The organism is Halopiger djelfimassiliensis, from assembly GCF_000455365.1.
In the GTDB taxonomy this organism is placed as follows: Archaea; Halobacteriota; Halobacteria; order Halobacteriales; family Natrialbaceae; genus Halopiger_B; species Halopiger_B djelfimassiliensis.
In genome coordinates this window covers 836,157-854,190 of record NZ_HG315684.1, presented here as the reverse complement: position 1 = coordinate 854,190, position 18,034 = coordinate 836,157, and the positions used below count along the sequence as shown (strand labels likewise).

The following is an 18,034-nucleotide window of genomic DNA, read 5'->3' as shown; positions in this document are numbered from 1 at the left end:
ACAACCTTGAACTCCGCTTTGCGGATTCCCGCGACTTTAGGCGCGGGAGGATGTCAATCGAACGTACCCCGGGCTTGCTCGCACTTTTTCACCCGGATCGCGAGCGCGAGAAAGAGTGCAAGGAGGGTAAACGTCACCTCGCCGGCGGCGATGACGTCGAGTGCGTCCGCGCCGAGGAACATCGGCGTGTCGCGCGAAACCGGAATGAACGTGTGGTGGGGCTCCCCGACGATCGGGACGAAGTAGTCGACGAGCAGGTTACTGGTGTACCAGCCGAGCGCGACGGCGACACCCCACACCGGGAAGTCGGTGATCCGGTGGAGGACGAGCGCCTGCACGACCATCGCGAGGTGGCTCCAGAAGAGAAACTGGTACATCAGCGGATGCAGGTAGCTGTAGGTGTCGGCAAAGGCAAGCAGCGTGTACGGTGTCCACAGCCCGAGAATCACGTTACCGAAGAACGCGAGCGCGGTCAGCCACGGCTGTTCGTGGCCGAGTTTCCACGCCGCGATCGCCAGCGCGACGAGCAGCGTCGCCATCGGGCTGTCTGGAACCCACGGCCACATCACGGCCGGCGTGCCGTCGAACTGTCCCGAGTAGTACCAGAAGCCGAACGCCGTTCCCGCGAGGTTGATCGCGACGACGAGCCACGCGAACCGGAGGCCGATGTCTTCGATCCGTTTCGGTACGGGGGTGAGATAGCTCGGCAGCGACTCGCGATCGGGCAACTCCGTCGTCGCGGACATCGTTTCGTCCGCCGTGACGAACGGAGCCCGCAAAACAGTAGCGGTTGCCGGACGCTACATCCGGTATTGCCGCGGCGTTCGAGGGGCAGTTCGCGATGTCAACGAGTGTCTGCCCGCTCCGGAGACGGCCGTCACCCGCTCGCTCGGTCACCTACAGGGGTTTCGGTATTTCGTGCACTGCGCGGCTTTACACTCCCTGCCACTACACGTGCCGATCGTTTCGGTGTAGCATTGGTCACCGTAACAGGTGACCTTGATCTTTTTACAGTCGACGGGGTGCTCGCGACAATACGTGAACGTGTGACCCGTGATTATGGCGTCGTTCTCACTCAGTACCGTTTCACCGGTGTTTTCTGCGTCGGTTACTTCGGCTTCGGCATCGAAATCGGGGCTGATCAAGCGTTTCTTCGTCGCCGTCTCCGTTCTCGGTGAGACGATCGCGTACGCGGTATCCGTTTCCGGAACGACACCGATCGTCAGCTTCGTTTCACCGTCGATTACGCCTTCGCTTCCGGCGAGACTGATCTCGTAAAAGATCCTCGAATAGATCGTCTCCCTTTCGGTTTCGATCAGATGGATATTCGCTGATTCGTCGTCTTCCCCGAGCGGATCCAGCGTCGAGAACGCGTCTCCGGAACGGAGCTCCTCGGCTTTCACCGATGCGTCCGCAAACAGGCCCTTCGAGGAGAGGTCCTCGACGAGCTCCGCGGCGTGCTCTTCGATCAGGTCACCGATCCGCTTTCGGTCGTCCGCGTCGAGATGTATCTTCTCGCTTCCGGAACTCGATGCGTTATACGCGTTGATATAAATCTCGGCCGCTTCGTCCGTAATCCGGGCCTCGTCCGATACCTGGAGTGTGGACCCGGTAGAATCGATAGCAGCCACGGTGTCACTTCCGAATCCGATCATACCAGCCCCGGCTACGGTCCGGAGAACCGACCGACGGTTCGGTCGGCCATCCGTGATCGATTCCGTTTCTTCGTTGCTTTCATCGGCACTTGTAGTCGGGTTTCCGACCATAGAAATGGACGATTATCGATGATGTATTAGGTTCCATGCCTATACAGTTAGTAGAACGGCAGTATTCGGACGATGGAACGATAGCTGTTGCTCGTGACGACGAGCCACGCGAACCGGGACCCGGGTTCCCGATCACCTTCGGAACAGGGAGTAACTCGAGGGCGGTTTACGGTCGGCGAACTCGATGAACGACGGTACCGTTCGCCGTGATAGACGGACCACGCAAGCGGAGACGCGACGAAGATTCGGAGCCGGTGACGGTCAGAGATCGGCCGTTTCGTCCGCATGAAGCTTGAACCGGTCGACGGACTCGTGGACGTCGTCGACCAGCCCGTTAAGTGACTCCGCCATCGACGCGACCTGTTCCATCGCGGTCGACTGTTCCTCGACGCCCGACATGATCTCCCGAGCGACATCGTCGAACGTCTCGCTCAACTCCGACGTATCGTCGACGATGACGCTGACTTTCTGGACGTTTTCGGCCTGCGATTCGACGGTTCGGCTGACTTCCGCCGTGCCGGTGCTCGTTTCCTCGATGGCCTCGTCGATCTCTTCGAGGCCGTCGACGACCGTTTCGACCGCGTCGGCTCCGTCGGCAACCTCCGCGTTCATCCCGTCGATGCTCTCGACCACGTCGCCCGTCCGGTCCTGAATGTCGTCGATGATCCGTTCGATCTCGTCGGCCGACTCCTGGGATTCTTCGGCGAGACTCTTGACTTCGTTGGCGACGACCGCGAAGCCGTCCCCGGATTCGCCGGCGTTTGCCGCCTCGATCGACGCGTTCAGCGCGAGCAGGTTCGTCTGGTCGGCGATATCGGCGATGACGTCGATGATCTCGTTGACCCGCCCCATCCGGTCGTCGAGGTCGGCGACCTCGTCGGCGATCCGATCGGTCGCTTCGACCGCCGTCCGAATCCGGTCGATCGCTTCCCGGCCGTCCTCACGGCCCGCGCGAGCGAGCGTTGCGGCGTCCTCGGATTTCGCGTCGATCTCGTCCATCGTCGCGGTGATCTCCTCGATCGAGGCCGACAGATCGGAGACGCTCTCGGTGGCCGCCCCGGTCTTCTCGGTGAGTTGCTGGGTGCCGTCGGCCATCTCCTCGCTCGAGTTGCCGATCGTCTCGATCGAACTCGCGATTTCCTCGCTGTTCGCACGCAGTTCCTGACTCGTGTCGACGAGTTTCTCCGACACCGTCGTAGTCGTCTCCACGACGCTGCGGATGTTCCGGACGGCTGTCCGTAGGTCCGCGGCCATAGCGTCGAACTCCTCGAAGACGGCTCGGATCTCCTCGAACTCCGCCTCCGGTTCGTCGATGGTCGGCTCGACCGTGAGATCGCCCGCTGCCAGCCGCGTCAACGCCGCCTGAAACTCGTCGATGACCGTCTGCTGGTACGTCTCGAGCGTCGCTTTTCGTTCGCGTTCCTGTGCCGTGGCGGTCACGTCCCGGACGATCTCGAGCCCGCCGACGAACACTTCCTCGTCGTGGAAGGGGACGGCCGTTCGGCTCGCGACGACGGTCCGACCGCCGACGGTGACCGACTCCTCGAGTTCGCGGATCGCCTCGCCGGTCTCGCGAACCTGCTCGGTCAGTGCCGACGCCCTACCGGTATCGTACAACGAGTGCGGTCGGCGGCCGATCGCATCGGGTCGCGTCGTCTCGAAGAACTCGATCGCACGTCCGTTGAGATCGGATATCTCTCCTCGAGCGTCGACGACGAGCAACGGCGCGTCGAACGCCTCGAGTACGTACGCTAACAGCGCGGTCGAATCGAGCGCGTCGACGATTTCGTCGATGTCGTTCCGTTCGGCTCCACCCGTGTCTCCGCCACCCGGTCCCGGGCTCGGTCGTTGTCCCATGATAGCACAGCTTTTGATGTCCGGTAATCGGCTATCAGTGTTCCGGCCATCCGGAAGTACATGCCGTATGACACCACAATTCGACACGTTTCGATTAGCAACCATACACCGGTTTTCTCTCGTTTTCGAAACGCAGGAAACGAGGTACGGTCCGATCGCGAGACTGACGAATCCGGCGGAACAGCCCGCAAACAGTCCCGAAATGCCACTGATGACCAAAGGACACGCGTAAGTGCGGGGGGTCCGAATGGCGCACTATGTCCGAAGATACCGATCTCGAGGAACTGCGACGTGGAACCGATCTCGTCAAGCGAGGGTTCGCCCGGATGCAGAAAGGCGGCGTCATCATGGACGTCGTCAACAAAGAACAGGCCCGCATCGCCGAAGACGCCGGTGCGGTCGCCGTCATGGCGCTCGAGGCCGTCCCCGCGGACATCCGCAAGCGCGGCGGCGTCGCCCGGATGGCCGATCCCGCGGACGTCGAGGAGATCGTCGACGAGGTTTCGATCCCGGTGATGGGCAAGGCCCGGATCGGCCACACCAAGGAGGCCCAGATCCTCGAAGCGGTCGGCGTCGACATGATCGACGAGTCCGAAGTGTTGACCCCCGCCGACGACGCCTACCACATCGACAAGCGCGACTTCACCGCCCCGTTCGTCTGTGGTGCTCGCAACCTCGGCGAGGCGCTGCGCCGGATCAACGAGGGCGCGGCGATGATCCGCACCAAGGGCGAAGCGGGGACGGGCGACGTCAATCAGGCCGTCCACCACCAGCGGACGATCAAGGGCGCGATCCGCGAACTCGAGGGCATGACCCACGAGGAACGGGAGGCCTACGCCCGCGAGATCGAAGCGCCCGCCGAACTGGTCCACGAGACCGCCGAGATGGGCCGCCTGCCGGTCGTCAACTTCGCTGCCGGCGGGATCGCGACCCCCGCGGACGCGGCGCTGATGATGCACCACGAGTGTGACGGGATCTTCGTCGGCAGCGGTATCTTCGGCGCGGAGAACCCGCCCGCGATGGCCGAAGCGATCGTCGAGGCGACGAACAACTGGGACGACCCCGAGACGCTCGCGGAGATCTCGAAGAACCTCGGCAAAGGCATGAAAGGCGACGCGAACGCCGACCTCCCCGAGGAGGAGCAGATGCAGGGCCGGGGCGTCTAGTCGATCGGATCGTACGCGTTCTCCCGGGTGGGAAAGTTCCCGTTCCGGACGTCGGTTACGTATTCTTCGACCGCATCGTGGATCGTCGCATCGAGGTCGGCGTACTGCTTCGAGAGGCGGTACGATTCTCCGCCGAGACCGAGGAGGTCGGTGGTGACGAGCACCTGTCCGTCGACGTACCGGCCCGCGCCGATGCCGATCGTCGGGACGTCGACCGCCTCGGTGACGCGCTTGCCGGTCTCTTCGGTGACCGCCTCGAGAACGAGCGAGAACACGCCGGCATCCGCAAGCCGCTCGGCCGTCTCCACGAGCGCGTCGACGGTGGCCGAGCTGTCGTGGCCACGTCCCTGCACGTACCCGCCGCCGATCTGACGCAGCCGCTGTGGCGTCAGGCCGACGTGGCCCTGCACGGGAACCCCGAGTTCGGTAAGCCGGTCGACGATCTCGATCGTCGTTTCGCCCCCGGGCGCGGTTTCCAGCTTCACCGCGTCCGCGCCCGCCTCCTTGATGAACCGCCCGGCGTTCTCGACCGACTCCTCGAGCGAGGTCCCGTAGGTCAGAAACGGGAGATCGCCGATCACCATGGCGTTCTCGACCGCCCGGTCGACGGCCGCCGTGTTGGACAGCGCCTCCTCGAGCGTCAACGGCAGCGTGTCGTCGTACCCGTGGTGGTTGTGCCCCGCCGAGTCACCGACGAGGATCATATCGACCCCGCCGGCATCGACCTGGCGGGCGATCGGCGCGTCGTACGCGGTCAACATCGTCAGCGGTTCGCCGTCCTCGTACGCCTCGTAGATGTCCGGAATCGATACGCGGGACATACGTGTAACTCCCCGCAATTTCAGTTAACTGTTAATGGGTGTGGAATAATGGGGCGAACCGCGCGAGCGCGGTCGCAAACGGCGCGGATGTGGTCGTCTTCGAGCGTTTGCGGCTGCGTTTCGCTCGTTCTCACCGATTTTTCCGACGCACCGTCCCCACCAGCAACACACAGAGGTACGTCACGAGCGCTCCACAGACGGCCGACAGGACCGTCGCGGGGGCGACGAGTGCGCCGACGGCGACCAGCGACAGTGCGGCGACGGCGGCGACGATCTGGACGGCCGGTCGATCCCAGTACCGACGCACTGCGTCCGGATCGCGGGCCGCGAGGAGTTCGAACGCGACGGTTCCGAGGCCGCCGAGCGCTCCCGGGATCGGCGCAAACGACGTCTCGACGAAACCGAACGCGATCCCGGCAGCGACCAGTACGATTCCCGCGAGGGCGGCGTCGGTTCGGCGTCCCATCCGGAGTCGGTCAGTACAGCGTGGCTCCCCCGCCGACGGCGGTCTGATAGGCGCGGCTCTCGATGCCGACCGTATCGAAGGCATCGACCATCGCCGAGGCGACCGGGCGACGAGCCGAGCGATGGCAGACGGCGAGGATCCCCGGTCCGGCACCGCTGACGGTAACGCCGGTCGCGCCCGCCTCGAGCGCGGCTTCGCGGACGCGGTCGTAGCCGTCGATGAGGGAGGCGCGTTCGGGCGTGACGATCTCGTCTCGCAGCCCTTGACCGACGAGTTCGGGATCGTTGCGTGTCATCCCGACGGTGAGCGTGGCGGCGTGCCCGACGGTGTCGACGATCGCCTCGAGCGACGCCTCGGCGGGGACGACTCGCCGTGCATCCCGCGTCGAAACGGCCGTCTCGGGGAGACAGACGACGACGGGGATCGAAGCGTCGACCTGCGTGACGCCGTCGTCGGTGACGACGGTAAAGCCGCCCAAAATCGAGGGAGCGACGTTGTCCGCGTGGGCTTCGCCGGAGACGACGGCTTCGCCTTCGGCGGCGATCGGAACGAGTTCCTCGCGGGAGTATCCACGATCGTAGAGTTCGTTGAGCGCGACGGCCGCAGCGGCCGCGCTCGCGGCCGACGACCCGAGCCCGGACGCGGGACGAACGCCTTTGTCGATCCGGATGTGTGCCGGGGCGTCGAGCGCCTCCGCGACCGCTCCGACGGTGTTTTCGTCCGGGTCTTCGGGAATGTACTGGCTCCCCGTCCCGGTGACCGTAATGGACGTTTCCGCGGCGCGTTCGACCCGAACGATGTCGGCGGGCGTTTCGAGGGCGACTCCGAAGACGTCGAAGCCGCTCCCCAGGTTCGCGCTCGTCGCCGGTGCCCGCACGGTAAGCATGGCGATTGGTTGCCACACGCCGGGGAAAAAGGTAGCGAACGACGACGGCACCCGAAGAATCGTCCGCAGCGTTACTCGTCGTCGGGTGCGTTTCCGAACGTGAACACGTCGTCGTCGCCGTCGGTCGCGCCGTCCTCGCTGGCGGCCTCGTCGCTGTCGCCGGCCGGCTCGAGTGGATCGCCACCGTCGTCGTCGGTTTCGGTCTCACCGTCGGTATCGGGTGCCCCGAGCGGGGTCGGTTCCGCAGCGTCGCCTTCGTCGTCCGCGTCGTCGAACTCGGTCGCAGCGGGATCGGACTCCGCCGCACCGAGCGCTAACGGATCGTCACCGTCATCGTCGTCCGATTCGTCGGCGTCGTCGTCGGCCGCTTCGCCGAGATCGGTCTCGTCGAAGGAGTGATCGACGCCGTCGTCTTCCGATTCGTCCTCGAGTGACGAACTCGCGTCGTCGGCAAGCGGGTCGGCGTTGCCAGCCGCCTCGCTCGCGTCGGCGTCCGTCTCGGTATCGAACCCGAACGTCGACTCGGAGTCGCCATCGTCGTCCTCGTCGGAGTCGCCATCGTCGTCCTCGTCGATGTCGAGGATCTCCTCCGCGCCGATCTCGTCGTTCGCGTCGCTTTCGTCAGCAGCGTCACGATCGACATCGACACCGCCGGACTCGGTCACGGAGTCGGGATCCGTCTCGAGATCGAAGCCGTCGCTCGTGTCGGTTTCGGTGTCGGACTCGAGCGTGATTCCCTGACTGGCGTCGGGTCGGCCGTCGCCGTCGTCGACAGCGGATTCGTCGTCGGACGCCTCGAACCGGGTTTCGATCGGGGACCCGAGATCGACGTCCATCTCGATGTCCGTTTCGTCGACGTCGGTATCGAACCGGTCGAGCGCCTCGGACAGCTGTGCGGACTGCTCGGAGAGGTTCGACGCCGAGCGCGTTACCTCCGTCAGCGCCGTGGTCTGTTCCTCGGCGGCCGCGGCGACGTTTTCGGCCTCCGAGGTCGTCTCCTCGGAGATCGTCGCCGCGTCGTCGACCATCGCGACGACCTCCTGTGTCGAGGCCGCCTGTTCCTCGGTCGCGGCGGAGATCTCCTGCACGCCGATGTTCGTCTCCTGTGCGAGGTCCGCGATCTCCTCGAGCGCGTCGACGGCTTCCTTGACCTGATCGCCGGCGTTTTCGATGTAGGCACTCGTGTCCTCGACCTCGGCGGCGGACCGTTCGGTCCGTTCCCGGATCGCTTCCAGTCGACCCTCCGCCTCATCCGCCGCCTCCGCGACGTCCTCCGAGAGGGTCTTGACCTCCTTCGCGACGACGGAGAACCCTTCGTCCTCGCTGCTCGCGTTCGCGGAGCGGGAGGCCTCGATGTTGGCGTTTAACGCCAGCATGTTGGTCTGGCGGGCGATCTCGGAAATCGTCGCGATCAGTTCGTCGATCTGCTGGACCTCCGCCTCGAGACGCTGGATTTCTTCGACGGTCTCTTCGGCTTCGGCCTCGATCTCGTCCATCGCGTCGATCGCTTCCCGGGCGGCCTCTTGCCCTTCCTGACCGGTGTTGACGGTCCGCTCCGCGATGTCGGCGACCTCGTTCGAGGAGGCGGCGATCTCCTCGGTGGTCGTCGAGAGCGAACTCATCTCCTGGTTGACCGACTGGAGCGATTCGTTTTGCTGCTCGGCCCCGTCGGAGATCTCCTGAATCGACTCCGTCACCTGCTGGGAGGCCGACCGAACCTCCTCGCTCGAGGCGGTCACCTGCTCGGAGGCCGTCGCGACGTCGGTCGCGAACCGGTTTAGCTCGGCCACCGTCTGCTCGATCTCCTCGAGCATCTCGTTGAACTCCGTGGCGATCTCCGCCATCGCCTCGTTTTCGCTGTCGGCGTCCATCCGAGCTGTCAGGTCGCCGTCGGCGGCCGACTCCATCACGTCGCTGTACTCGTCGGCTTTCCGTTCGAGGTGGTCGTTGATCTCGGCGATCCGCTCGCGTTCCCGTTCGGCCTCTTCGCGGGCGGTCTCGGCTTCCTCGATCTGCTCGCGCAAGGCGTCACGCATCGAATCGAAGCCGTCGTAGAGGCGGCCGATGTTGTCGATCCGCTTGGTCTCGAGGTCGACGTCGAGGTTCCCCTCTTCCATCTGGCCGGCCTTCTTGGTCAGCCGGTCGATCGAGACGGCGGTGTTCCGTCCGAGGACCGCACCGACCAGCCCGATCACGAGGACGCCGAGGATGGTCGCGTAGATCCCCCAGTCGTTGACGGTGTTGACGAACCCGTAGGCCTGGCTTTCGGGTTCGTGAGTGACGACGACCCAGTCGGTTCCGTGGACGCGTGCGGAACTGACGACGTAATCGTCGGTGCCGAAGTCGTAGGTATCGAGAACGCTTGCGGTTCCGGCGTCGGCCTGATGGGTGGTCGGCCCTTCGGTCCGTGCGGCCTGGACGATCTCCTCGTCGTCGTACTGCTGTCCGAGCGTTCCGTACTCGTCGACGCCGTCGATATCGCTCCCGTAGCCGGCGTTGTCGAGAACGATTTCGTTGTTCCCGTTGACGACCGTCGTCGTGACGTGCTCGCCGTCCTGGAAATGATTCCCGTATGCTTCGATCTCAGCGGTGTAGACGATCGCTCTGTCGCTTTCGCCGGGAACCGAGAGAACGTAAGAGATAACGGCGGACTCCTCGTCGAGGTCGCCTTCGAGAACGTACGGTTCCGAGACCCACGGAACGTCGGCAGTCGCCTCGTCGTAGGCCTCGAGTGGGACGCCCTCGATATTGCTGGCCGAAGTGTCGCGGTACTCGTTTTCGGTGCTCGCCAGCACCGACTCATCGGCGGTGTCGACGTAGCTGATCGCGAAGGTGTCGGCGTCGAGGTGTTCCTCCCAGTCGAGGAACCGCTGTTGGATCGCCGCCGAATCGTCGCTGGCGACGACGTCGGAGTAGGCGATCACCCCGATCGTGTGCTCGTTCTGTTCGTTCCACATCTGTAGTCCCTGTGCCTCCTGTTCGGCGAAGGACGTGTGATCGTCTTGGACGCGCTGTTCCACCTGATCGGTGATCCCAGCGGTCGCAACGAAGCCGATAAGTCCCACCGATAATCCGAGTATCAGTAACGCGATCCCGAACTTGACCGCGTACCTGCGTCGGATAGCTGCGGGCACCAGTCGTCGAGCGAAATCCATGGATATTGAACGCGTGCCGTCGTCGATACATAAATTGTGATCCACAGTTATCAGCACCGATAATCGCACAATAATTCACCATACCGCAAGCAGGCATTGACTTAGTAAGGGATGGATCCGATAACTGGAACCGTACGTACAATCGGTGCGCGGTACGATTAGTTTTCAAATAAATGCCTGCCGGCGAGTATTTTCCGCTGACGGGAGCCGGATCGGTCTCGGACGCCGGCCCCGTCAGCTAATTTCCGAGAGGGATTCCTCCGGAAACGTTAAGAAATACAGGTCGAAAAGACTATTCAGTATGACTGACTCTCATCGGGCGACCGAGGAGCCGGCGTCCGCCGACGGAACCTCCCGACGGCACGGCGTGAACCGACGGCGATTTCTCGGAACGACGGCGGTCGGCGCGACGACGGTCGCGACCGCAGGCTGTCTCGACACGTACGAAAGCGTCGTCGGAAGCTCCGGCGGCGACGAACCCGTGACGATCGGGGTGTTGGCCCCCGAACCCGAAAGCGACCCCACCGGCCGTGCGATCGTTCGGTCGGCGACGGTCGCACGGAACCTCCTCAACGACGACGACGGTATCGACGGGAAGCCGGTCGAACTGGTCATCGGCGACACGAACGGCAGTCCGCTCGAGGCCGAGCGCCAGTACGAGCGGCTGATCCTCGACGAGGGTGCCGACGTGACCGTGGGCATGGCCAAAAGCGAAGCGCTCGAGGGGATCATCGACAACATCGCCGAACAGGAGACGCTGCATATCACCGCGGGGGCTGCGACCTCGTCGGTAAGCGAACTCGTCCGCGAAGAGTACGAGGACTACAAGTATCACTTCCGTGCGGGACCGGTCAACGATTTCGACCTCGGGCAGGCCCAGATCGACTTCCTCGACGATATGGCCGGCGATCTCGGCTGGGATTCGATCGCCCTGCTGGCCGAGGACTACGAGTGGTCACAGGGGCCGTGGGAGACCTTCCGGACCCAACAGACCGAACTCGACGCCGATATCGTACTGGAGGAGCGGTACCCACCGGCGATCGACGACTTCTCGGACCTCTACGACGAGGTCGAAGCCGCGGGGGCCGATGCGGTGTTCATCTCGACGGCCCACACCGGTACGGACGCGCTCCTCGATTGGGCGGGAACCGAGCGACCGTTCGAGTTCGGCGGCATCCACGTCCCGCTGCAGTATCCCAACTACTACGACGCGACCAACGAGCAGTGTCGGTTCGCGGTCGGACAGAGTAGCGCACCCCTCGGGGCCGACATCACCGAGGAAACGAGCACGTTCGAGGACGCGTTCCAGTCGACCCACGGCGTTTCGACCCCGATATACACCGGCTATTTCGCGTACGACGCCATCACGCTGTACGCCGAGGCGGTCGAGCAGGCGGGAACCCGGGAATCCGGCCAACTGGTCGACGTTCTCGAGGACATCTCGTTTACCGGCAGTGCGGGCGAGATTTCGTTCTACGGCAAGGACCACGATTATCCACACGACCTCGAGTACAGGAAAGGCGAGACCATCTACTTCCAGTGGCAAGAGACCGACGGGAGCGGCTCCCAGGAGGTCATCTGGCCGCCCGAGCACGCAACCAGCGAGTACGTCGAACCCGACTGGCTCTGAGCGAGATCAGTCGTTTGCCTCCGTCTCGAGGCGGGCCGACATCTCGCCGAACCGCTCGAGACCGACGAGCAGTCCAGCGGAGAGGACCGCCCCAGCGAGCGAAAAGCCAGCAGCAAGCAAGAAAAACGCCGAGAGCGGGGCGTTTTCGAGGACGAACCCGCTGATCGCGATGCTGGCCGAGCCGAGGCCGAACTCCCCGAGGTAGGTGTAGCCGTACGAGAGACCGCGGGTATCCGCCGGGGTATACACCGCGACGGCGTTCTGGTAGAACGGCTGGACGGCAAAGAGGAAAAAGCCAAAGAGTCCACAGAGGGCGGCGATGACGCCGATCCCCATCGACGTGACGGGGACGAACGCGACGGCAAGGGCCGTGAGAACGGCGAAAATCGCAACCATTCCACGGGCCGGTGACACCCGGTTCGTCAGTTTTCCACCGGCGTACTGTCCGACGATACCGACGACGAGCAGGCCCACGTAGATGTAGCGATCCGGTTCGATCCCCTCGAGCGTGGTCGGCAGCGAACGGGTTTCGATCGCCGGAACGCCGTTGAGGATTTCGGGCAGGAAGGTGAGCATTCCCCGGTAGTAGAGTCCTTCGAAGGTGACGATGGCGAAAACGAGCGCGAAGGCGCTCGCGAACAGGACCCGGGAGTTCGCGACGAGTTCCGACACCGACAGGGTCTCGGCGGGGCCGGCGTCGGCGTCGTCGACGGCGGCCGTCGGATCGAACTCCGCGGACAGTCCGTAGCCGACCGCGAGGATGCCGGGAACGGCAAGCGTCGCCGCGACGAGTTGCCACTCGAGGACGAGCAACAGGGTCGCGGCGACGAACGGGCCGAGCGCGATGCCGACGTTGCCCGCGATGCCGTGCCAGGCGAAGACCGTCCCGCGGTCCTCGACGCCGGTGCTGATGAGCGCGAGGCCGGCGGGATGGTAGACGCTGGCGGCGATCCCCCACAGGAGGAGTCCGAGGGCAATGACGATCATCGATGGTGCGATCGAGAGTGCGAGAAACGAGACGCTCATCCCGGCGAGACAGGCCAGAACGAGTCGCTTCGGACCATAGCGATCGGCGAGGATACCGCCCGGCAACGCCCCGAGCCCGAAGGGCGCGTAGCCGAGCGCGGCGACGAGGCCGATCAGCGCGACGCCGACCCCGAACTCCGCGCGCCAGACGACGAGAAAGATCGGGATCGAGGTTTCGAACCAGTGGACCAGCGCGTGCCCGGCCATCGTAAACCCCGCGATCGACCGATCGTTGGCGTCCATATCGTTCCTTCGTTGAAAGCGCCACCCTCCGCGCACTTAGCCGCTTGGAAGCGGGGACGAGACACGACCCGATCGCCGCGGCTTTCAGTCGGCGTCGGTCCCGGACGTGGAATCGGCCGTCCCGGATTCGTCGTCTTCGGACTCGAGGGCCGATCCGGAGCCGACGCCGACCGCTTGCGTGACGTCGACGTCGTCGGGGTCGTCGTGGCCGCCGACGACCAGTTCACCCGCCTCGTTTTCGACGTAGACGTCGTCGGCGAAGCCGCCCTCGGCGTGGGGGTGAGTCGGGTCCTCGAGTTTCTCGGGCGTCGACGGGGCCGACGGGAGTCCCTCCGGCGGCGCAAACTGGCCGAGCGGCTCGTCGATCGTGATGTCCCACGCCTCGAAGAACCCCCGGTAGCGATCGTAGTGGTCCTCGAGTTCGTCGGCAGGGAACTCCATCATCTCGGTCCAGCCGTGGTTGTAGAAATCGAAGTTAGCCTGTACGTGCGTGATCTCGCGGGCCTCGGCCTCGGAGTAGCCGTCCTGTAGCGCACGCAGGTAGGTATCGATCGTCGCTTCGAAGAGCGCATCGAGATGGGGCTTTCGCTCGTCGGCGCGGTCGGGATCGGCTTTCCCCAGAAACACTTTCGTATGGAGCCGAACCAGCCCCGATTTGGCGACCGACCGGACGACCGGCGTCTCGAGGGCCTTTCTCGAGGCGAAGTGACGCGCGTTCTGGCGAAGTTTCATACCCCGCCATAGGGAGGGGATCGTAAAGAGCGGTTCGCACAACGACGTAGGTTCGACGGGGTACTGGGTAGCGGTATCACGGCTCGCGATACGCCGTCTCGGAGATACCGGCAATTCCGGAGCGACGGGGTGTTCTGTTATCAATCGCAGAACGTATTCGGCTCCTGATTGATACTCGAGGCCTGACGGCGGCGCGGACAGCAAAATGAACGAGATAGCAACCCACTTTAACCCGCATTACGAACGATCCGGATATGACTCAGTACGTCATCATCGGTGACGGGATCTCCGGCAGTTCGGCTGCCGAGACCCTCCGGGAAGAGGATCCGGAGGCGAACATTACCGTCATCACCGATGAGGGGGAGCCACTGTATAACCGAATTCTCATCAAGGAACACGCGAAAGGGAAGCTCCCCGAAGCGCCGATCTCGATCCACGACGAGGACTGGTACGACGAGCGCGACATCGATCTCTCGCTCAACACACACGTCACGTCCGTCGACACCGGTGCGAAGGTCGTCCACACCCACGAGGGCGAGGATCTCTCGTACGACAAACTGCTCGTCGCGACCGGCGGCACGCCGACCCAACTGCCCGTCGAAAACAGCGACGCCGACGGCATCCATCACTTCTGGACGTTCGAGGACGCTCGCGGGATCCGCGAGAGCGCTGAACAGGCCGAAACCGGCGTCGTCGTCGGTGCCGGCCTCCTCGGCATCGACTTCGCCGCCGTCTGTGGTGCACAGGACGTGGCCGGCAAGTACCTGATGCGGGGCGACCGCTGGTGGCGCTACGCGCTATCGGGCGACGGCGCGGAGATCATCCACGAGGGGCTGCGCGAGAAGGGCGTCGAGCCGGTCTTCGATAGCGGCGTCGACCGCTTCGAGGTCGACGACGACGGCCACGTAACCGCGGCAGTCGATCCCAACGGCGACCGCTACGAGTGTGACTTCGCCGGCGTCGCCATCGGCCTCACGTTCAACACCGAGTTCCTCCGTGGTGCCGGTCTCGAGCAAAACAACGGGATCGTCGTCGACGAGTACATGCAGACGAACGTCGACGACGTCTACGCGGCCGGCGACATCACGCGCTTCTACGACGTCTTGCTCGGCGAGCAGGCCCAGAACGGCTCCTGGGGATCGGCGAAAGAGCAGGGTCGCGTCGCGGCGGTCAACATGGCAGCCGACGACGAGGCGGAAGTCTTCGAGTGGGTCTCCTCGTACTCGATCACGCACTTCGACTTCCCGTTTCTCTCCTTTGGCCACCCGACGCTTGGCGACGAACACGCCGAGCGCCGCTACAGCGACACCGAGTGGCGACGGATCGCCTTCAAGGACGGCAAGATCGTCGGCGGCGTCCTGATCGGCGATCTCTCGCCCCAGAGCAAGTTCAAACAGTTGATGCGCGAGCAGCGAGTCGTCGCCGATCAGGCCGACGTGCTCCTCGAGCAATCCGTCGACCTCGACGACCTCGCACCCGCACAGAGTCAGGAACAGTAACGCCACCGTAGCCGCCCGAGCTGCTCGTTTTCCCGTCACCGACGTTCGGTTCCCGGAACGATCGTCACCGGAACGGGTGCCCGTCGTGCGATCCGTTCGGCGACGCTTCCGAGGACGACTCTGGAGACGCCCGTTCGGCCGTGGCTCCCGACGACGATGCGATCGACATCGTGTTCGTGGGCGTACTCGACGATCGCAGCCGCCGGTCGACCGTCGATTACCGCGGTCTCGATCGACCGATCCCGTTCGCTCGCCCGCTCGAGGACCTCCTCGAACAGGTTCTCCGCTTGCTCGTGGCGGTGCTCGAGCATTCGGTCCGGCCCGAGGTGTGCGAACTCCCCGTAGCCGCTTTCGGTCGGATCGACGACGTGGACGACCGTGATCTCGGCGTCGGGATGCTCCGAGAGGGCATACTCGAGGGCGGCCCGTCCCGGTTCGGAGTCGTCCAGCGCGACCAGCAGGTGCATACGGAACGGTACGGCGAGCGAATACTTGAGTGGTATCCTCACACAATGTACTGTGGTGAGGGAGAGGGTGGCTCGAGCGGAGTCCAGTTCGGACTTGCAAACCCAACGTGCGAAACGAAATGGGTGGCCCCGATACGATTGGTAGACGCTCGCACAATGAGCACGAAAACGCCACGCAAAGCGGACATTCTCCGCCCGATCCAGCAGACGTCGACGAAGTATTACGCGCTGGCTGCCGTGGCCGGACTGGCGTTTGCCCTGTTTCTCGCCGGCTGGATGTATCAACTCGCGGAGGGACTGATCGTCACCGGATTGTCGGACTGGGGCAGCGGCGGCGGCGTAACCTGGGGAGTCTACATCGGCGCGTTCATCTGGTGGGTCGGGATCGCCCACGGCGGGATCATCCTCTCGGCGGCCGTACGGTTGCTGGGAATGGAGCGGTACATGCCGGTTGCCCGCCTCGCCGAACTGCTGACGATCGCCGGTCTTTCCGCGGCGGGGTTTTACATCGTCGTCCACCTCGGTCGGCCCGACCGGATGGTGACGAGCATCATCGGTCACTACCATATCACGATTCACGCCTCACCGTTAGTGTGGGACGTGACAGTCATCACGGCCTACTTCGTGTTGACGGCGACCTACCTCGCGTTGACGCTTCGGTACGACATCACGCGGCTCCGTGACGATCTGCCGGATCACTTCGATCCGCTGTACAGGGTCATGACCATCGGCTACACCGAACGGGAGGACGAGATCGTCCAGCGGATGGTCTGGTGGCTCGCGCTGGCGATCATCATCATGGCTCCGCTGTTGCTTCACGGCGGCGTGATCCCGTGGCTGTTCGCGTTGTTGCCGACGTATCCGACCTGGTTCGGCGGGGTGCAGGGACCGCAGTTTCTCACCATCGCGCTGACATCGGCGATCAGCGGCGTGATCCTCCTTTCGTATGCCTTCCGCTGGGCGTACGACTGGGATCACATCATCACCGACGACGTCTTCCGCGGGTTGTTGCTGTGGCTCGGCTTCTTCTGTCTGCTGTTCCTGTGGTTGCAACTCCAGCAGAACATCACCGGCCTGTTCAAGGCACCCGTCGACGTCACTCACGCGGCGGAGGCCAGGCTCTTCAGCCCCGTCTACATCACGTCGATGAGTCTGGTTTTTCTGACGCTGACGTATATCTTCGCCCAGACGATCCGTCCGTCGCTGTTTAGCAAAAAGCGGGCCGTCGTCGCGGGCGTGGCCGTGCTTACCGCGACGATCATGGAGAAGGTCCTCTTCGTCGTGGAGGGGTTCTTGCATCCGACTTTCGACATCTACGCGGCGACCCCCGGCGAGTACTTCCCGAGTCTGATCGAGTTTTCGTCGATCACCGGGACGATCGGCATGGTGACGCTGTTTTTCCTCATCGTGTCCAAGGTCTTCCCGGTCGTCGAGCTTCACGCGATCGAACACCTTCAGGAGGCTCAGGAACGCGAAGAACCGGCCACACACGACTGACGACGCGAGCGGGCAGGCAAGCGAACGCGAACCGACGGCCGGAAGGGATCGTCACCGGAACCCAACTCGGCGGTCGCGAAGGGGCCGGGTCCCGCCGGTCGTCGCGGTCACTCCGAATACCCTTCCTGCAGGAACGTGCCTTCGGTCTCGTACATCGAAACCAGTTCCTCGATGAGTTCCTCGCACGATTGCCCCTCCTCGCGGTGGCTGTCGAGTCGGTTCTTGAGGTCGTCGCTGATTTCGATCGTTTGGGTCATGGTCCTGGCGACGGGTTGCGATCCCGCGACCGTACGGTTGCTCGCCCGCGGTATATAGCCGGGGGACGCGTATGCAGCGGGCCGCCGGAAATTCGCTGGAGCCGTCGGGACCGGCACGAGACGGGGCGAGGGTTATCCCGCTCGTCGTGGTACCGACCGCTATGCCATCGAATTTTACGACGGACGACGTCGGCAAAACCGTCGTCGATGCGTCGGGCAAGCAGCTGGGAATGGTCGCGAGCGTCGAGGGCGGTCGCGCCGCGGTCGATCCGAACCCGTCCGTCGCCGAACGGCTGCTTGCGACCCTCGGCGTCGAGGGGGAGGACGAGGAGGACTACGTCGTCACCGAAGACATGGTGGACTCGATCGGCGACGAGATCGTTCTTCGTGGCGACATTTAGGCTCGAGCGCTCGGGAAACGCGAAAAGAACGCCGACCCGGAGCGATCGACCGCTCACGGATCTTCGTCGTAGACGTCGCGAGTGGGTTCTCCCTCGACGTCGATCTCGGCGAGCGCGCCCCGGCGGGCGGCCCGGGTGAGTGCGTGGTCGACGATCTTGACGGGA

General features: G+C 64.1%; 16 protein-coding genes and 1 pseudogene. 5 read left to right on the top strand and 12 right to left on the bottom strand.

Annotation, left to right across the window (positions count from 1 at the left end):
* Window positions 1-53: 53 nt before the first annotated feature.
* From TX80_RS04205 to TX80_RS04190, 3 genes are all read right to left on the bottom strand, one after another.
* The gene (locus tag TX80_RS04205; RefSeq protein ID WP_049922196.1) at window positions 54-746 is read right to left on the bottom strand and encodes a DUF1405 domain-containing protein; all 693 of its coding nucleotides are present in this window, start codon (window positions 744-746) and stop codon (window positions 54-56) included.
* A gap of 147 nt (window positions 747-893) precedes the next feature.
* Window positions 894-1,631 (bottom strand): hypothetical protein, encoded by a 738-nt coding sequence (locus TX80_RS04200; protein WP_154658568.1) that lies wholly within the window; start codon window positions 1,629-1,631, stop codon window positions 894-896.
* A 396-nt stretch (window positions 1,632-2,027) separates the two neighbouring features.
* The gene (locus TX80_RS04190; protein WP_049921656.1) at window positions 2,028-3,623 is read right to left on the bottom strand and encodes a methyl-accepting chemotaxis protein; all 1,596 of its coding nucleotides are present in this window, start codon (window positions 3,621-3,623) and stop codon (window positions 2,028-2,030) included.
* A 257-nt stretch (window positions 3,624-3,880) separates the two neighbouring features.
* Here TX80_RS04190 and pdxS point away from each other — a divergent pair, with 257 nt between their 5' ends.
* On the top strand, window positions 3,881-4,789 hold the full coding sequence (gene pdxS / locus TX80_RS04185; RefSeq protein ID WP_049921655.1) for a pyridoxal 5'-phosphate synthase lyase subunit PdxS: 909 nt from the start codon (window positions 3,881-3,883) through the stop codon (window positions 4,787-4,789).
* Here the strand turns inward: pdxS and panB are convergent.
* The 4 genes from panB to TX80_RS04165 form a co-directional block, all read right to left on the bottom strand.
* Window positions 4,786-5,610, bottom strand: a complete 825-nt coding sequence (gene panB / locus TX80_RS04180; RefSeq protein ID WP_049921654.1) for a 3-methyl-2-oxobutanoate hydroxymethyltransferase — start codon at window positions 5,608-5,610, stop codon at window positions 4,786-4,788. The two genes, pdxS and panB, sit on opposite strands and share 4 nt — an antisense overlap.
* Window positions 5,611-5,740: 130 nt before the next feature.
* Window positions 5,741-6,076: a hypothetical protein gene (locus TX80_RS04175; protein WP_049921651.1), complete on the bottom strand. Its 336-nt coding sequence runs from the start codon at window positions 6,074-6,076 to the stop codon at window positions 5,741-5,743.
* 10 nt (window positions 6,077-6,086) lie between these two features.
* The gene (locus TX80_RS04170) at window positions 6,087-6,962 is read right to left on the bottom strand and encodes a homoserine kinase (RefSeq protein ID WP_049921649.1); all 876 of its coding nucleotides are present in this window, start codon (window positions 6,960-6,962) and stop codon (window positions 6,087-6,089) included.
* Window positions 6,963-7,033: 71 nt separating this feature from the next.
* Complete coding sequence (locus TX80_RS04165; RefSeq protein WP_049921647.1) at window positions 7,034-10,117, bottom strand: methyl-accepting chemotaxis protein; 3,084 nt, start codon at window positions 10,115-10,117, stop codon at window positions 7,034-7,036.
* Between the two features lie 301 nt (window positions 10,118-10,418).
* Between TX80_RS04165 and TX80_RS04160 the strand changes: the two genes are divergently transcribed.
* Window positions 10,419-11,747 carry an ABC transporter substrate-binding protein gene (locus TX80_RS04160; protein WP_049921646.1) on the top strand — a complete coding sequence of 443 codons (1,329 nt, stop codon included), beginning with the start codon at window positions 10,419-10,421 and terminating at the stop codon, window positions 11,745-11,747.
* Between the two features lie 6 nt (window positions 11,748-11,753).
* Here TX80_RS04160 and TX80_RS04155 read toward each other — a convergent pair whose 3' ends face one another.
* Both TX80_RS04155 and TX80_RS04150 read right to left on the bottom strand, forming a co-directional pair.
* On the bottom strand, window positions 11,754-13,016 hold the full coding sequence (locus TX80_RS04155; protein WP_049921644.1) for an MFS transporter: 1,263 nt from the start codon (window positions 13,014-13,016) through the stop codon (window positions 11,754-11,756).
* Window positions 13,017-13,100: 84 nt separating this feature from the next.
* Window positions 13,101-13,748 (bottom strand): DUF6149 family protein, encoded by a 648-nt coding sequence (locus TX80_RS04150; protein ID WP_049921643.1) that lies wholly within the window; start codon window positions 13,746-13,748, stop codon window positions 13,101-13,103.
* A 254-nt stretch (window positions 13,749-14,002) separates the two neighbouring features.
* Between TX80_RS04150 and TX80_RS04145 the strand changes: the two genes are divergently transcribed.
* Complete coding sequence (locus TX80_RS04145; RefSeq protein WP_049921642.1) at window positions 14,003-15,247, top strand: NAD(P)/FAD-dependent oxidoreductase; 1,245 nt, start codon at window positions 14,003-14,005, stop codon at window positions 15,245-15,247.
* A gap of 35 nt (window positions 15,248-15,282) precedes the next feature.
* Here TX80_RS04145 and TX80_RS04140 read toward each other — a convergent pair whose 3' ends face one another.
* Window positions 15,283-15,714: a universal stress protein gene (locus tag TX80_RS04140; protein ID WP_049921640.1), complete on the bottom strand. Its 432-nt coding sequence runs from the start codon at window positions 15,712-15,714 to the stop codon at window positions 15,283-15,285.
* 156 nt (window positions 15,715-15,870) lie between these two features.
* On the opposite strand from TX80_RS04140, the gene nrfD reads away from it, so the two are divergent.
* A complete protein-coding gene (gene nrfD, locus TX80_RS04135) occupies window positions 15,871-17,211 on the top strand; it encodes an NrfD/PsrC family molybdoenzyme membrane anchor subunit (protein WP_049921639.1) in 1,341 nt (446 codons plus the stop codon).
* Between the two features lie 107 nt (window positions 17,212-17,318).
* Here the strand turns inward: nrfD and TX80_RS18895 are convergent, their stop codons facing one another.
* Complete coding sequence (locus tag TX80_RS18895) at window positions 17,319-17,468, bottom strand: DUF7557 family protein (protein ID WP_154658566.1); 150 nt, start codon at window positions 17,466-17,468, stop codon at window positions 17,319-17,321.
* Between the two features lie 161 nt (window positions 17,469-17,629).
* Here TX80_RS18895 and TX80_RS04130 point away from each other — a divergent pair, with 161 nt between their 5' ends.
* Window positions 17,630-17,869 carry a hypothetical protein gene (locus TX80_RS04130; protein WP_049921638.1) on the top strand — a complete coding sequence of 80 codons (240 nt, stop codon included), beginning with the start codon at window positions 17,630-17,632 and terminating at the stop codon, window positions 17,867-17,869.
* Window positions 17,870-17,922: 53 nt separating this feature from the next.
* Here TX80_RS04130 and TX80_RS20140 read toward each other — a convergent pair.
* Window positions 17,923-18,034 (bottom strand): annotated as a pseudogene (locus tag TX80_RS20140) (nitrite reductase); the annotation flags it as partial.

Excerpts from the sequence above, each read along its gene's own strand:
- TX80_RS04205 (WP_049922196.1), bottom strand. The coding sequence starts at position 746 with ATGTCCGCGACGACGGAGTTGCCCGATCGCGAGTCGCTGCCGAGCTAT.
- TX80_RS04190 (WP_049921656.1), bottom strand. The coding sequence starts at position 3,623 with ATGGGACAACGACCGAGCCCGGGACCGGGTGGCGGAGACACGGGTGGA.
- pdxS (WP_049921655.1), top strand. The coding sequence starts at position 3,881 with ATGTCCGAAGATACCGATCTCGAGGAACTGCGACGTGGAACCGATCTC.
- panB (WP_049921654.1), bottom strand. The coding sequence starts at position 5,610 with ATGTCCCGCGTATCGATTCCGGACATCTACGAGGCGTACGAGGACGGC.
- TX80_RS04175 (WP_049921651.1), bottom strand. The coding sequence starts at position 6,076 with ATGGGACGCCGAACCGACGCCGCCCTCGCGGGAATCGTACTGGTCGCT.
- TX80_RS04170 (WP_049921649.1), bottom strand. The coding sequence starts at position 6,962 with ATGCTTACCGTGCGGGCACCGGCGACGAGCGCGAACCTGGGGAGCGGC.
- TX80_RS04165 (WP_049921647.1), bottom strand. The coding sequence starts at position 10,117 with ATGGATTTCGCTCGACGACTGGTGCCCGCAGCTATCCGACGCAGGTAC.
- TX80_RS04160 (WP_049921646.1), top strand. The coding sequence starts at position 10,419 with ATGACTGACTCTCATCGGGCGACCGAGGAGCCGGCGTCCGCCGACGGA.
- TX80_RS04155 (WP_049921644.1), bottom strand. The coding sequence starts at position 13,016 with ATGGACGCCAACGATCGGTCGATCGCGGGGTTTACGATGGCCGGGCAC.
- TX80_RS04150 (WP_049921643.1), bottom strand. The coding sequence starts at position 13,748 with ATGAAACTTCGCCAGAACGCGCGTCACTTCGCCTCGAGAAAGGCCCTC.
- TX80_RS04145 (WP_049921642.1), top strand. The coding sequence starts at position 14,003 with ATGACTCAGTACGTCATCATCGGTGACGGGATCTCCGGCAGTTCGGCT.
- TX80_RS04140 (WP_049921640.1), bottom strand. The coding sequence starts at position 15,714 with ATGCACCTGCTGGTCGCGCTGGACGACTCCGAACCGGGACGGGCCGCC.
- nrfD (WP_049921639.1), top strand. The coding sequence starts at position 15,871 with ATGAGCACGAAAACGCCACGCAAAGCGGACATTCTCCGCCCGATCCAG.
- TX80_RS18895 (WP_154658566.1), bottom strand. The coding sequence starts at position 17,468 with ATGACCCAAACGATCGAAATCAGCGACGACCTCAAGAACCGACTCGAC.
- TX80_RS04130 (WP_049921638.1), top strand. The coding sequence starts at position 17,630 with ATGCCATCGAATTTTACGACGGACGACGTCGGCAAAACCGTCGTCGAT.